The organism is Algoriphagus litoralis, from assembly GCF_003259255.1.
GTDB classification, from domain to species: domain Bacteria; phylum Bacteroidota; class Bacteroidia; order Cytophagales; family Cyclobacteriaceae; genus Algoriphagus; species Algoriphagus litoralis.
In genome coordinates, this window is the sequence record NZ_QGOL01000006.1 from 382,554 (window position 1) to 397,395 (window position 14,842).

Annotated in this window: 9 protein-coding genes; 7 read left to right on the top strand and 2 right to left on the bottom strand. The window is 44.8% G+C overall.

Annotated features, from left to right (window positions below):
• Positions 1–493: 493 nt before the first annotated feature.
• On the top strand, positions 494–1,483 hold the full coding sequence (locus DK188_RS07345) for a polysaccharide deacetylase family protein (protein ID WP_111670149.1): 990 nt from the start codon (positions 494–496) through the stop codon (positions 1,481–1,483).
• Positions 1,484–1,545: 62 nt separating this feature from the next.
• Positions 1,546–2,964: a glycosyltransferase gene (locus tag DK188_RS21685; protein ID WP_232825681.1), complete on the top strand. Its 1,419-nt coding sequence runs from the start codon at positions 1,546–1,548 to the stop codon at positions 2,962–2,964.
• 579 nt (positions 2,965–3,543) lie between these two features.
• Here the strand turns inward: DK188_RS21685 and DK188_RS07355 are convergent.
• Both DK188_RS07355 and DK188_RS07360 read right to left on the bottom strand, forming a co-directional pair.
• Complete coding sequence (locus DK188_RS07355) at positions 3,544–3,969, bottom strand: hypothetical protein (protein ID WP_111670150.1); 426 nt, start codon at positions 3,967–3,969, stop codon at positions 3,544–3,546.
• Positions 3,970–4,098: 129 nt separating this feature from the next.
• Complete coding sequence (locus DK188_RS07360) at positions 4,099–5,514, bottom strand: S41 family peptidase (protein ID WP_111670151.1); 1,416 nt, start codon at positions 5,512–5,514, stop codon at positions 4,099–4,101.
• Between the two features lie 362 nt (positions 5,515–5,876).
• Here DK188_RS07360 and DK188_RS07365 point away from each other — a divergent pair, with 362 nt between their 5' ends.
• From DK188_RS07365 to DK188_RS07390, 5 genes are all read left to right on the top strand, one after another.
• A complete protein-coding gene (locus DK188_RS07365) occupies positions 5,877–8,372 on the top strand; it encodes a hypothetical protein (protein WP_111670152.1) in 2,496 nt (831 codons plus the stop codon).
• A gap of 64 nt (positions 8,373–8,436) precedes the next feature.
• A complete protein-coding gene (locus DK188_RS07370) occupies positions 8,437–8,991 on the top strand; it encodes an RNA polymerase sigma factor (protein ID WP_111670153.1) in 555 nt (184 codons plus the stop codon).
• Entirely contained in the window at positions 8,978–9,712 is a 735-nt protein-coding gene (locus DK188_RS07375; protein ID WP_111670154.1) for a tetratricopeptide repeat protein, read from the top strand. The genes DK188_RS07370 and DK188_RS07375 overlap by 14 nt, the downstream gene beginning before the upstream one ends.
• Complete coding sequence (locus DK188_RS07380; RefSeq protein ID WP_198672978.1) at positions 9,709–12,924, top strand: CHAT domain-containing protein; 3,216 nt, start codon at positions 9,709–9,711, stop codon at positions 12,922–12,924. The genes DK188_RS07375 and DK188_RS07380 overlap by 4 nt, the downstream gene beginning before the upstream one ends.
• 612 nt (positions 12,925–13,536) lie before the next feature.
• Positions 13,537–14,622: a CehA/McbA family metallohydrolase gene (locus DK188_RS07390; protein ID WP_198672979.1), complete on the top strand. Its 1,086-nt coding sequence runs from the start codon at positions 13,537–13,539 to the stop codon at positions 14,620–14,622.
• Positions 14,623–14,842 lie beyond the last annotated feature (220 nt).

Here is a 14,842-nt window from a genome sequence, read left to right on the forward strand (position 1 = left end):
ATTAGACATGGGAAATGCAGGAAGATGGATTTTAAGATCAAGTGATTGTGAACTTACTTCGAGAAAAATTTTAAAAAAGACCCCCGTATTTGACAAAAGTTTGATTTTTAGATTAGGAAAATGTTAAGTCGGATTTTTAAGCCTGGAATGGGGTTAAGGGTTGAGGGTTAAGCGTTAAAGGTTCAGGGTTAAAGGTTAAGGGTTGTGGAGGTGGTTATTTTCGCCTGGCCTTCGATCCGAAAGGATCTGATCGCCTACTTTGAAGATCGTTTTAACCAAACTGACACAGTTTAATGAACACTCCCGAGGAGGAAAAAGGGGAAATTCAATAAAAACCCCAATTCTTAATTCTTAATTCATCATTCTCAATTCAACACTCCCAATTCCTTATTCCTTTTTTGAAAACTTGCGGATCGGCAGGGGAATTGCTAAACTTCGCACTGCATGTTTTCAGCACCCTTTTCTATCCCCGCTTAAATTCCTTTCAGCCAAAATGCAATCCGGAATCTTTACTATCAGCCTCGACTTCGAACTCCTCTGGGGAATTTTTGACAAGGTCGGCACAGCCTATAAGCCTGCCTATTTCTCAAATACCCGGGCCATTATCCCAAGAATGCTGGAGCTTTTTGGCCAAAACAAAATCTCGGTCACCTGGGCAACTGTAGGAATGCTTTTCGCAGAAAATGAAGAGGAGTGGAAATCCTATTCCCCTGAGTTTCTACCCTCCTATCGGGACAAGAAACTGTCAGCCTACGAATGGGCTAAAGTTCACGGGATCCGTCCAGAGGTTCATTTTGCACCGGAACTGATCCGGGAGATCATCAACACACCTTTTCAGGAACTTGGCTCACATAGTTTTGCACATTATTATACCCTCATGCGGGGTCAGAGTCCGGAACAATTCCGACAGGATCTTCAATCCACTCAACGGATCGCTCAAGAAAAATTCGGAGTACAGCTCCAGTCCCTGGTATTCCCAAGAAATCATGTAAATGAACTCTATCTCGGCATCTGCTTGGAAGAGGGATATGAGTACGTCAGAGGAAATCCTAAAAACTGGTATTGGCAGGAAACTCAGCACGAAAGCTGGAGCAAAAAGTGGTTTCGCTCAGCGGATTGCTTCTTTGAAATGGGTGGAAAGACAAGTTATTCCATTGATGAGGTCCGCATTTTTGACCATGAACCCATTATCCTGCCTGCTTCGCGTATCCTGCGGCCACATGCCGTAGGCAACCCACTTTTCAACCAAGTGCGACTCCGAAGAATCTTAAGTGAAATGGAATATGCGGCCAAAAAAAGAGAAGTTTACCATCTCTGGTGGCATCCGCATAATTTTGGACACTCCCCGGAGGCTTCCTTTCAGGAATTAATCCAGATTTTGGATCACTTTGGAGAATTGAAATCAAAGTATGGCATGATCAGTATGCACATGGAACGATTGGGCGAGCAGGTGAAGCAAATCATGGTTCCCCAGACAGTTTAATTCCCATACAGTCAAAAGACTTTCCTAGATCCAGCTGAAAGCATTCCGATCCTGAGTAGTTTATGAAGCCTGCGCAAGGATACTTTAATGAAAAATCCCCAATTTCGCCCCACCATACTTCAGTCAACTTGTCCGATAAACGAATTAAAGTCCTCCACCTGATTAAAAGCCTTGGCCGTGGAGGTGCAGAGAAACTCATTCCTGAAACAGCCTTGATTCATGACAGGGAAAAGTTTGAATTTCACTGCCTCTATTTTTATCAACAGAAGCAAAACATCGTCGACGAGCTCGAGGCTGCGGGGATTCAGGTTCATTTGATTCCTTCCGGCAACTTAGGCTTGTTTTTTCAGGTAAAAAAGGTGAAGGAATTTGTCGAATCTCAACAATTTGACATCCTGCATGCACATTTACCTTGGGCAGGAATATTGGCAAGGTTTGTTGGCCAAAGGCTGGCTATCCCTATTGTTTACACCGAACACAACACCTGGGAGCGATACAATAGACTTTCCTACTGGGGAAATCGACTCACCTTCAAGCACCAGGATGTAGCCATCGCCGTATCCAATGAGGTAGCGCTCTCCATGCAACTCAACTCTATTTTTGACCCCTACAAGCGGGGAGGAAGGCTCCATGTCAAAGTGGTTCAGAACGGGGTAAACACAGAGGAGTTTAGACGAGAAGTACGAGGTACGAGGTACGAAGGTGGAGATGCGAGGGACGAAGGGCGAGAGACGAAGGGCGAGGGACGAGATTGGAATTCAGAGGTAGAGGAGATCCAAGACCCGACACTGAGATCCGAGAATCGAGCCGATACAACTGGAACCAGGGAAGTCCAAAAATCCGAGAACCGAAATGGTGCCTTCTCCCGATCATCTTCAGTCCACAAAATTCAGCATGAAGATCTCCGTCGAAAGCTGGGTATTCCAGATTCCGCACCTGTGATAGGCAAAGTTGCTGTTTTCCGAACCCAAAAACGGCTTTGGCTTTGGATAGATGTTGCCTTGCGAATTTTGGAAAAACATCCTCATGTCCACTTTTTGCTTGTAGGAGATGGAGAATGGAAAGCCCGAATCGAAAAACAAATTCAGGAATCCGGCAAAGGGGAGCATTTTCATTTGGTGGGAGTACAAAAGCATGTCATTCCTTACCTGAGCCTGATGGACATTTACTTGAGCAGTTCCGAATTTGAAGGATTACCCATCGCGATGCTGGAGGCAATGTCCTGCGAGGTGCCGGTGGTTTCCACCCGTGCAGGAGGTATCGGAGAAGTGGTGCAGCATGGAGTACAGGGATATCTTACAGAGATTGAAGATTGGGAAAAACTGGAGGAGTATTGCCTCCGACTACTTACAAATCAAGAACTTCATCAAGAGATGGCATTGGCAGCACGGGAGCGTGTGATTGAGAAGTTTTCTATGGTCAGGATGGTCCGTGAGTTGGAGGGGATTTACAGGGAAGTAAGCAGATTGGGGAAAAAGTAATTAATAACCATGCTAAGTCCAGCTTCTGGAGAAGCAGGACAGGTGAAAGCGTAGCGTAAGTGCGCCAGATCGGGAAGGTAAAAAATGACCAGAAGTTTCCAACCTCGGCCCAGAAACAAGGTGAGGACATAATGGTCCACGCCGAGTAGTGATTTAAAAATAGTCGAAGAAAATCCTTTTAACCTTGTAGTAAAATCCACCGAAATTCTTTGCGACAGGCTCCTCTCCACTTTGATTTAACTGTTTATACTGCATAAACACCCCGGTTAAAACGAAGGTTGTGGAAGAAAATCACCGATACGAGAACTTTACCCATGGAACCCTACCAAGCAAGAATTAACTTGAAATTAGGTATTTACAAAGTGCAGAAATAGTTGATACCAAGAGTCAATTTGAAATGAGGAAATTCAAAAAGCTGCAAATCCGAAAATATGTAAATGACAATTCAACTGTTAAATGACCGACTTTTAAGGGAGCCTACAGACAAGTAGACAATCAGATCGTGACTCCATTTTCAAGTTCCCAACAATTTCCATAAACATCCGAATAGATGACTTTAAGCTTGAGCTCTGCACTTTCTCACTTTGAAATATATTCCTGAATCAACGAATCCGGCAGGTCGATCGTCAAGGTGGCTATGCTTTCTCCGGATTTAAAGACGTAATCTTTGGCTATCGCACTGTACCCTACCCCTTTGGTCCCAGCTCCAAAAATAGCCGTGAAAGCTTCCCGAGTACTTTTGAAGCTTTTCCCTTGATAGGTGTAGGAAAAGTCCTTGATGATGGCAGGTCCTACCCCTTTATTTTCAAGTCCATAACTATAGCTATCGCCAGAAAAAAAAGTGGTCAATTGCATGTATGGCCAAACCGTTGCCCTTTGCTGCTCCTTGAAAATAGTCGTCTGAATGATCGACACGATCAAGGCCGAAGCACTTAGAAATACCGCTGAAAGCCCCAAAAGGACATTGACGTCAATCTTGAATTTTTTCTTGCCAACTTTTTTCATCCTAATTCCAGTTGATTTATTAAGTGTTCCTGAAAAGTTTCGAATGGTTACCGGGTTTTATTATTTCCATGAAAATTTTACGTCATTCCGTCACGAGTACGTTCGTTTTCTTTTCTAGCGCATTGTTTTTTATCTTCTTCGCAGGTCTTTTAAAATAAACTCCATCCACTCTCCCTGAGGTAGATCGATGAGGACATCCGGGGTGAAGCCTGTCTCATCTATGGGTTCTCGATCCGTCCAGCTCGATTTTGCGATCGGAATGGTCAGGTAATAGGCTTCGTAGGGAAGTGGCGTGGGATTTGACATGCCTTCGTAATCCATCATTCCAAAAGTGCGCATTCCATAGCTGGTCGTCTTTTGGCTTTGCTTGGCCAACTGAAAGAAGTATTCGGCCGAACTTCCAGAAAAGTCATCCACGACCAGTGCCACCTTTCTCGGATACTTCATCACCGAATCCAAAGGGAAAGTGACACCTGGCACGGGATAAAACTCCTCTTGGGTAATAGGAAGTTCTTGATAGGCTTTCCTGTATTGCGACAGGACTTCCTCAGGGAAATATTTTTGGTAATCCTCCGGAATGGGATTGGTGACGAAAGGCTCCAAATCTTGGAGTTTCAGCTGCACATTTTCAGGTGTCACTCGGAGGAAGGACGGATGCTGCACCACAGGCTGGGTCATCAGGTAGGGCAAGAAAAACACCCAACCGGTATTTCCTCCAAGATTGCCAGTAAGATCTACCACCAGGTATTCCGTCGCACGGATCGTTGAATCATGCAATGCCACCAACTGTTGGATGGCGCTGTCGTTATTTTTGAAAGTGGGAATTTTAAGATAACTAACATCCGGGGCCAATTTTCGAAAAGTCAACCCATTATTATTTTCAAGCCAGGTAGCAAGCTCAGATTTTTCAGCCAGATTCATTTCCTGAGGGTATACTTTGCCCCAAAGTGCCTGATTTCCCAATCGGAGTAAGTTTCCGATTTGCTTAGCAGGCAGCGTGGTAGTCATGAAAGAATCATAGGATTTGAGCAGGTACTTTTCTCCATCAGGAGTCAGCGTGAAATAGACAAACCCTACCGGAAAAGGATCGGAAGACTCAATTTTGATCCCCTGAAAATTACCCTCATTGCCTTGAATGATTGCAATCTTAGATAATCCGTCCGGGCTTACCCAAAAGCCCTCCAAGGCAGAGTTGGATTTGATTTCAAACCTTTCAGGAGTAAACTCAACCACGGTACTATCGTAGTCTTGCTCTTCATAGTAGGACAGGATAAAGTGTTTGTCCCGGAAGAAATCGACATATTCCTTCAGGAGATAAAAGCATTTTTTGGGATCGAATTCAGTCCGAGCTTTATTCTGTAGTTGATCTTTAAGGAGTTGGTAAGTAGGTTTGCTTGCATCAGTTACCTTGGCGGGGTATCCGGCATAGTTTACCTCAGTTTTTTCAATCGTTATCTCCAAATTTTCAAGACAATTGCAGGAGTTTTCTTGGGAAAACGCAGTAAGTGTAATCCAGAAGAAAAGGAAGGCTAAAATTGGTTTCATTGAGTGAATCAAAGGGTTTAATTGAAAAGATTCAGACACTTCGAAAATAGAAAAAGCGATGGATTCAAACCATCATGCCAAAAATAAACTGCCAATAAAATAGGAGTTACACTGGATCAATTTCTAGTACCGACAATCTTTCTCCAAAGATGAATCCAGCCACCTAAAGCGCCTAATCCTCGCAAATGAAAGGCAAACTGGATTGACTTGAATCTTGATCACCTCCTTGTTCGGAAATCCAAAAAAATCATTTTTTTCTGTTTTCCCTGTTCACCTTTTTGATTTTTTCAGATATGAAGATGGATCGGCCTTCTTTGGATGAATGCTGAATACCTTTTTCCCACCTTCCAAACTCAACCGCCATGAGCAAGAAAATTTTACCTCTCTTAATTATCCTGTTTTTTACACTCATTTCTTCCTGCCAAGAAGACCCGGAGCCCATTGACCCCGGCACTGATCCATCCCTCTCAGATGTGGAAACACGAAGTGTTCAGGTTAATTTGCCAACCGGAGCCAATTTAGACCTCAGCGGCGCCAAACTACTTTCCTTTGGGATCCCCTTTCCCGTAGCAGCTGACGGAAAAACCCAAGCGGTGAATACACCAGATGGAGGAAATCTGGCATACCTGTTTAGCAAGGATGACCAACTGCTTTTGATGGGATTCCTATCCCAAACCCAGAATGAGCTAACTCCAAAAACTACAGCGGAGGTTTTGCTTTATATGGGATCGACCCTTTGGCTTAATCCCCAGGATAATACCCAAGAGTTTTTTGAGCAAATCACCCAAGTGGAGGCTGCGGCCAGCTACATCGAGTCTTTTGAGGAAGCCTGGAAGGCCGATCCTTACCTTTTGGACAATGGCAATTTCATCAACAGTTTGGAGGAATCCTTGAAAACCTTATTCCCTCCAGGCAAGGAAGTAGATATTCGTTCCCGCCTGTCGGATATCAATGTAGATGAAGGAAATGTACAAAGTGGAATCCAGGTATTTGAAAGCGATCTGGGCAGAATCTCCGTCAACAATTACTATCGCCGACGGGCCCATGCTTTTGCCTATAAGATGTCCACCAAGCTTGAAAACGGAACGGTCAATACCTTGATCTCCAACTTCGGACCGGGACTGGTTGCCACCAAGGATTTTGCTGTTCCGGCCACACCGGCTGTCACGAATCTCACAGGAGCCCTCGGACAAATCATAGAAAGTGGTGGTGAAGCTCTTGGCAAAAGCACAGTGGACAATCCGCTGGACATGAACTTGGCAGAAAATGAGGTGGAGTCCACCTACAAAATCAGAGTGGTTGGAGCTGGCTCAGCAAACCCGGCCATTCAGATGACCGATGCGGAGCGCCTAACTCGGATCAGACTGGGAACAGAAACCTTGGTTCTGGATTTTATCTATCCAGCTGTACAGCTTTTAGTGGGATGGAAAGACGATATTCCGGTCGGTGGCATCGTGAGTCAGGAAGCTGCGGATTTTCTGGAAAAATACACCCCTGTGATAAACGCCATTCCCGGAGCCTATGACAAGATGATGGAAGGAGATATGCCTGGGGCTTTAGAGTCGGTATTATTTTACATTTATGAAGCCTCACTTACAGGGGCTATGGAGGACCTACTCAAATCGCCTTATGAGTTTTTGGCCAAAAGATATGTGGACAAAGGGAAGATTCCATCCAGTATTAGTGAGATTGATGCTTCTCAATTACAGCGGTTTGCGAAGATTCTCAAAGTAATAGACGCTGTGATAGGCAGCACAGACCTGATATTGGTCAGCACACAAATCAATCTTTCCCAAGGTATCAATGAATGGAATCTGACTGCGAGAGCTTCCAAGGTCAGTTTGAGTCCTGGCGAGTCCTCTGTGTCCAGCTATGGAAGTAAGGAAATCACCGCAGAGATTAAAAATCTGCAGGAAGAAGGCGGAGATAATTTTCCCTATTTCAAATGGACCACTACTGGCAAATACGGAATCATTCAGGACAGACGAGGCAATCGAGGAACTACCTTTGAGAGTTCGGACAACAAAGTCACCTACTACTCTCAGACTGGCGCTGGACAGCTTCCGGAGGAAAATAACTTGGACTACATCTATGTGGAGGCTTTTTACAAAAACCAATCCATAGGTAAAGACACCGTAGTCATCAACAACAAAAAGAGCACCTATGTATTGAAGCCCAAGGGGATGATTCTGTCTGGGAAAGAGGGGAATGTCAACCGGGTCAGTCTGTATATCGAACCGGTCCGTGAACGAGATTCAGATTTCACCGGAAAAAAAATCGTCTGGTCAGTGGAAGGAAAGCACGGCAAACTCAAAGATCAGAGCTTCTCCACAGTCATCACTACATATGACACCAACAGGGTCTGGTACGAATGCCTCGATGCAGAGACTGCCAAAGGAGTAGAAAAGGTAACCGCCCGCATATACCAACGCTCAGCCGTGGATGGAGAATATTTTCTCTTTGAAGAGTTGAATGTGGATATACAAATCAACAATGAAGAGCGGATAAAAATCGTAGAAGCCAAGATCCAAACTGATTCATGGGGCCCCAATCGGGAGGATATTTGGGTAAGTTGCGGAGCAGACACCAGATTCTTGATTGAGGCAGATCCAGATGCAATCTCCTATACCGCTACGGTGGTGGATTTTGGACCTGAGACCATCCCAGCCCTGACAGGACATACACGCACTTGGTCAGCTGAAGTGGCTCCGACAGTGGGTAATTCCTATGAATTTGCCCGATGGTTCAGCAGCTCGAGCAGTTACCCCTATTACATTCCGATCGACTGCCCGGCTCATACCGCACAGGCCAATGCCCGGTGGGGTACGGCTGTGGTGGTCATCAGGTTAAAAAACTAAAAATGACCAATTGTTAATCAGTATATCTTTCAGACCTGTATCTTGAAGTTCTGAAACATTTTATGTGAATCCGAAAGCAAGCTCCTCACTTTCATCTATCAAGTCATGGCTGGAAAATGCCTATGAACGAAATCTCCCTTGGTGTATTTCATTCATTCTTCAAAACAATGGCACGGAGCAGGAGGCTAAAGATCTATTTCAGGACAGTCTAAGTATTGCTTGGATGAAGCTACACAGTGGGACATTTGAGGGAGGAGAGAATGAATTTCATGCCTACCTCAAGCAGATTTGCAGGTTCAAATGGATGGATCAGATCAAATTAAAAAAGAAAGTTCATCTGCAGGACATCACTAGTGAGCTAGCTGACATCAGCCAATCTTCTCATGAAGAATGGAAAGAAACCGAGGCCGCTGCCATCAAAATCAAAAAATCTCTGGATACTCTCCAAGGAAGATGTAAACAGGTACTCTTTGGTTTTTATTATGAAAAAAAATCTCTTGAAGGAATCGCCTCCCTCCTGGGAGTGACTCCTCAAAGTATCAAAACCATAAAATACAGATGCATGCTTCGGCTCCGCCAAGCCTACCTTGACCTCCTCGAATCTGATGAAGAAGTATAACCCTGACTTAAGCCAAGAAACATTTGAAAAGATCGAAAGGTACTTGTTCCAATCGATGCATGGAGAGGAATTGAAGAGCTTTGAGAAAGAAATGGAGCAAAGCAAGCCTCTTCAAGAGGAAGTAAAGCTACAATCACAGCTCATCGCCATGTTGGAGTTACAGGCTTTTTCAGAGGAAAAGAAGGGGCAGAAACACCGGATTGGGATAGACTTTTCTAGAATTATTGGGATTGCCGCGGTGGGAGTTCTTGGGATTGCCGTAGTTATCTGGATATTTTCCAGACAGACCAACTCCGCTGACAGTTTGTTCGAGGCCTATTTTTATCCAGATCCAGGTCTGCCTGTGACCATGGATGCAGGAGACACCCCAGAATTCGAGGAAGGTATGGTGAGCTACAAAGAGGAAAACTATGCCCGAGCAATTCAACTTTGGCAAAGTTTGGAAGTCGGGCAGGTAAGCAGCGATACTATCACTTATTACTTGGCAATGGCCCAGCTCAACCAAGGAAATTTGGAAGGGGCTGCTACCCTCTTGGAACAAATCCTTTCTGATCCTGAGTCGGAATTTCACCAAAAAGCCGCTTGGTATCTGGCCCTAATCTGGATCAAAAACAAGGAATTGGAGCAGGCCAGAAAGCTTTTGCAAGATTACAGAGAGGATAGCCGAATCGATGAGTTATGCCAGAAATTGGATTCCCTGATCAAAACCGGGCAGCCGTGAACAAATTTTTAGTGTCAATAAGTTGGTTCTGTTATGTTTTCTTGCTCGCAGCGCCACTCAATGCACAGGTGTATTTTTTCCAAGAAGCGGAAAAATCGTTTAAAAGCGGAGAGTATGCCGATGCACTGGTTCAAAATGCCAATGCGCTTCGAAAATTTCGCGCCTCAGCAGAGGAAGACAGCCTGGTCGTAGGCTATGTGCAGCGGGCACAGATTAGCTGGGATGCAATCGGGATCAAACAGGCCTTACTCTTGAGTGACAGTGCGATCTATTTATCCAGATCTGATCAGGTGGATATCGAAAACAAGATCAAAGCCCTAAACCTCAAAGGCCAACTTCTAGTACATTCAACCCGCTATGACCAGGCAAGGGGTTTTTTCCAACAAGCCGAAAATTTGATTACCACTGCCCTCATGGAGTCACCTACTGTGGCGGCACTTTACAACAATATTTCCTGGCTTCATCTCAATCGGCAAGACCTCGAAAATGCCTATGGATATGCCCAAAAATCCTTGAGTATTCAAAAGAAAAATTATGGGGAAGACGACAGGAGGCTCATGGGAGTATACCAGTCCTTGGGACTTATTGCCAATGATTTGGCACGATATGCTGAAGCAGAGTCCTACAGCCAATCTTTGCTTACACTTGCCCAGAAGCACTTGGATCCTGACCATCCGACCATGGCCTTGGTGCATAATCAACTCAGCATCGTCTATGAGACCCAATTCAAATTCCAACAGGCGCTTCAGGAAATGCTCGTGATGGAAGCCATTAGCCACAAAGCCTATAAGAAAACCGGGAACCCCCAGTATCTGGCCATTGCCTACAATAATATCGGTAACCTCTACAATAAAATCCATGAATTCACCCTAGCAGAGCCATACTTTGAAAAAGCACTGGAACTTCATACACACAATTTTGGGGAGGATGATCTGGGGATTGTGCAAGCATTGACCCATGTAGCCAGCAACAAACTGTTTCTGAAAAAATTCGCCGAAGCGGACTCCCTTTTCCAGAGGGCTTATGCTATTCAAAAGTCTCTGGAAAAAGAAAATATCAGGGGTTTGGCAGATTTGGAGTCGCAACTAGGCGATCTCTATGCCTTTCAGGATAGGCAGGAGGAATCAAAAACCTGGTATCGCTTAGCCTTGGGACATTACAAGGAGGCAGGAATCAAGGACAGTTACCTTTACATTGAGACGCTCAATTCTCTTGGCAATTCCCTGATAGCTACCGGCGATTATTCCCAAGGGATTGCCCTTCATCAAGAAGCACTTGAACTGTTCAGATGGCGGTATCCTGAAGAGAAAATAGCCATAGCAGGCAAACTCAACAGAGTAGCTGAGGCGTATCTGCTAGCCGGAAAGATCGATCAGGGCTTGATGTACTCCGACAGTGTTTTTCTGGAAATTGTCCCAAAGGCACCACTGCACCACATAGCTACTTGGACAGCCCAATTGCCCCCACATGCGTGGATTGCTGATTATATTCTGACGCGGATCCGGTTGATTTCTCAGGCTGAATCTAAAAATTTGGCCAATTATCAGCAGATCCTTCAATTGGTGAAAGGATACTTGGACAATTTTGAAAAAAGCGTCTTGGGGATGCGCACCCAAGCTTCCCTTATCGAGCTGGCAAAAAAGCAAAAAGACATTTTGGAAGAGGGAACCCATGCCGCATGGATACTGGCCAATCATTTTGACCAAAAAGAGGAATTAGAAACTGCATTTTCATTTGCAGAGCGAGGCAAGGCTGTCCTTCTCCGACTTGCTGCCAATAATGCCAGCCTAGATGCCGAACAAGAAAACTGGTCTCCCCTGATGAAAGAGGATCATCGCCATCGAGTAGAACTCAACGCCCTCACCACGGTCTATCTCAACGCAGATACTACCAAGCAGGAACAGCTCGTGAATCTCACCCAAAAACTTGAAGAATACCAACTTTTCCAGGATAGTGCAAAGAAACTGGGCCTGCCAGAATGGAGTCGGAAGACAGCCATGGATCCAAAATCACTGGCAGAAATCCAAAATCAACTCCGAAACCTTGGGCATGATCTGCTGGAATTTGTGGTCACGGAGGAGCAAGTATATGGATTCTTAGTTACTCCGGACAACTACCAGGTTTACCAAGTACCCCGCGAATCAATTGATACGGAAATAAAGGCCCTAAGTCAGCTGGATCGCATAAATCCCATGGTATTCCGAGACGCAGCCCACACACTTTACATGAGTCTACTGGCTCCTATCCGTACTAAATTAAAAGCAGAGAAGCTCTTGATTGTACCGGATGGAGAACTCTTTGGGATCAACTTTGAGATTCTGGTTACTAGCCAGAAAGGGAACAAATTCAGTGAGTTTGACTACCTGATCCGGGAAATAGAAATAAGTTACCTGCTCTCCGCATCCTCAGCAGGCATTGGTGCTACCTTAAAGTCCAAGTCGGGTAAACCTCTGTTTTTTGCTCCCGGATTTACGGAAGAAATGAAAGCATCCTATCAAGCGACGGCGAATTCCAGATCCGACCCCACTCCCATCCAGGCAAGACTGGTACGGCAGCCTTTTTCCCTCCAAACAGCATCGAAAGCCTCCCAGCTTTTTGGCGGGCTACTCTTTGCAGAGCATTCCGCTCAGGAGTCGGAGTTTTACAAAAAAGCTAGCTCAGCTAGCATTCTCCATTTATCGACCCACGGTCAGGCCGATCACCAATCCCCCATCCATTCGAGACTTTATCTGGCTTATCCCGATACCACCCAAGACGAATCTGCCACAGATGGGATCCTTCATGCCTACGAGATCTATGGAATGGACATCCAAGCCGAACTGGCCATTTTATCTGCATGCAATACCGGCACAGGTGTATATAGCGGAGGCGAGGGCGTAATTTCTCTGGCCCATAGCTTCCTTTTTGCGGGTGCCACATCTGTAGTCATGAGCATGTGGTCTATCGATGAGAAAACAAACGCCCAAATTCTTTCTGCTTTTTTTGAAAAACTCAAGGATGGAAAATCAAAAAGTCAGGCACTTCGGGAGGCCAAACTGGAATTTATAAACGAAGTGCCGGAGGAATTAGCCAATCCCTACTACTGGGCTGGACTAGGATTAATCGGAGATCCTAGACCCATTGATTCCCAGCGTCCTGTTTGGATATATCTGCTACTACTGCTAATCGCAGGTGCAATCATCTATTTCCGAATTAGAAGGTCCCGGAGTTAAGCACAAGGATGTCCAAATTGTCAAGTACCGGCGTTTTCATCGTTTCCTTTCCCTAAATCTTTCTATTTGAAACTGTACCAGTCATGACCTGCGACTTTTCTCCGTGTTTTTTGTTGCAAATACAGATTGAAGAATGAGAAAGATTATGGTTGGTTTACAAGAGGTCTATCCTTAAGTTATTTCCCAATCCTAATCAACACAGGCAACAGCTTTTTGATAAGATAAACTTAATGTCTCTGTAAAATTCCGCTGGTTGAATTTCCTTTTCTTTGACCACCGAAAAATCAATGTGGAATCCAAAACACCAAGGGCAGGATAGTTCCCCGCAAGTTTTTCGGTTTTAAAATGGATTAGGCATCTACTATCCCAGATTTTTCCAATCCCATTCAACCAAGTCCATTTACTCTTATCAAGTCAAATCAAAAAGCCATGCATTCCCCATCAAAATTTACCTGTATCAGCAAGACAACCCAAGTTACAAGCCTTCCCCAGATAAGAATACCCCGCTTTATCCGGGTCCTAACTTGTAGCTTCTTGTTTTTTGGCCTGTTCGGTATAGCCAAGGGGCAATCACATTCAGAGAATGCTTCAGGCTCTTTAAAATCTGAAAGTTTGACTTTAGCTCCTGAAATTTCCAAAGGAGTATGGTTGTCGGGTGATTTGCATGTGCATTCCCGGCACAGCACAGAATCTACTAACAATTCCATTCCAAAGATTCTAGCATTTGCGGAATCGATGGGAATGGGTTTTATCTGTGTAACCGATCATGATAACCATGTAAAGGGCGATGTAGCCAATCACACCTGGGCGGATTATGCCTATCATTCAGATTCACTGGTGCTATTATATGGTGCAGAATGGACGACCACCCGAGGCCATGGAAATACCTTTTCTGCTCAACCGTACGACCATCAGCTCTTTTATGATGTGCGTGACCAGCGTGACACGCTAATCGGAAGAGTGAAGAATGATTTGGGAATTCATCTTTCGGCCAATCACCCGAGTGGAAAGGATAATTTTGGTTTTTCCTATGATCTGGTCAGTTCCATAGAAGTATGGAATTCGGCTCTTTGGGAGAAAAACCTGAATGCCATCATGATATGGGACGACATGCTTTCTTCTGGACGAATGATCACAGGACGGGGCGGCAGCGATGCCCATCATGGCTATCCTGACAGCACCGAACAAGCTACCAAAAACACTCCTGAGCGCAATTTTAACTATATCGGGACACCAACGACCTGGGTTTTTGCAAAGGAAAAAACAGGAGAAGCTGTAATAGAGGCCCTGGACAAAGGGCGAGTTTCTATAAGCGTGAATCCAAAATCTCCAAGAGTGGAGTTTTATGCAGATACCGATGGAGACGGAGAAATGGATATGATGATGGGCGATAATGCCAAAGCCCCTACCCGTCCGGTGAAGTTTACCATCAAACTTGCTGGAACTACCTTGCCTGATTCGACTTACACCATTAAAATCATTAAGAATGGCAGGAATGTCGAGACCCTAGCGGCATCAGGAGATCAAATCCTGCTCGAGTTTGTGGATACTCCAGAAGAAAACGGACGCACCTATTATCGGGTTGTTATAGAAGGAACGGCGACTCCTTTTCCAGAGGTACCGAATTCGATGGGCATTAGCAAAAATATGCTTGGCTTATCCAACCCCATTTACTTCAATTTTGATCCTAATTTTTGATACAATTACCCTTTGTCTAGGTTTTGGCAGATCAGTAAAAATAAAACCTCGGTAGTTATAGAAAGGCATTTGGCTTTTTTCACAAGTATGTTGAAATCAGAAAGCTCCTGACGAGGAAAAAATTCAAAATATCTGGAAAAGTAACCCCGCCGACCCATCTGAAGAATTACTTTGGAGCACACTTGCTGAATCGAAGGATGCAGGAAATTGACTAATGAAG

Excerpts from the sequence above, each read along its gene's own strand:
- DK188_RS07345 (WP_111670149.1), top strand. The coding sequence starts at position 494 with ATGCAATCCGGAATCTTTACTATCAGCCTCGACTTCGAACTCCTCTGG.
- DK188_RS21685 (WP_232825681.1), top strand. The coding sequence starts at position 1,546 with ATGAAGCCTGCGCAAGGATACTTTAATGAAAAATCCCCAATTTCGCCC.
- DK188_RS07355 (WP_111670150.1), bottom strand. The coding sequence starts at position 3,969 with ATGAAAAAAGTTGGCAAGAAAAAATTCAAGATTGACGTCAATGTCCTT.
- DK188_RS07360 (WP_111670151.1), bottom strand. The coding sequence starts at position 5,514 with ATGAAACCAATTTTAGCCTTCCTTTTCTTCTGGATTACACTTACTGCG.
- DK188_RS07365 (WP_111670152.1), top strand. The coding sequence starts at position 5,877 with ATGAGCAAGAAAATTTTACCTCTCTTAATTATCCTGTTTTTTACACTC.
- DK188_RS07375 (WP_111670154.1), top strand. The coding sequence starts at position 8,978 with ATGAAGAAGTATAACCCTGACTTAAGCCAAGAAACATTTGAAAAGATC.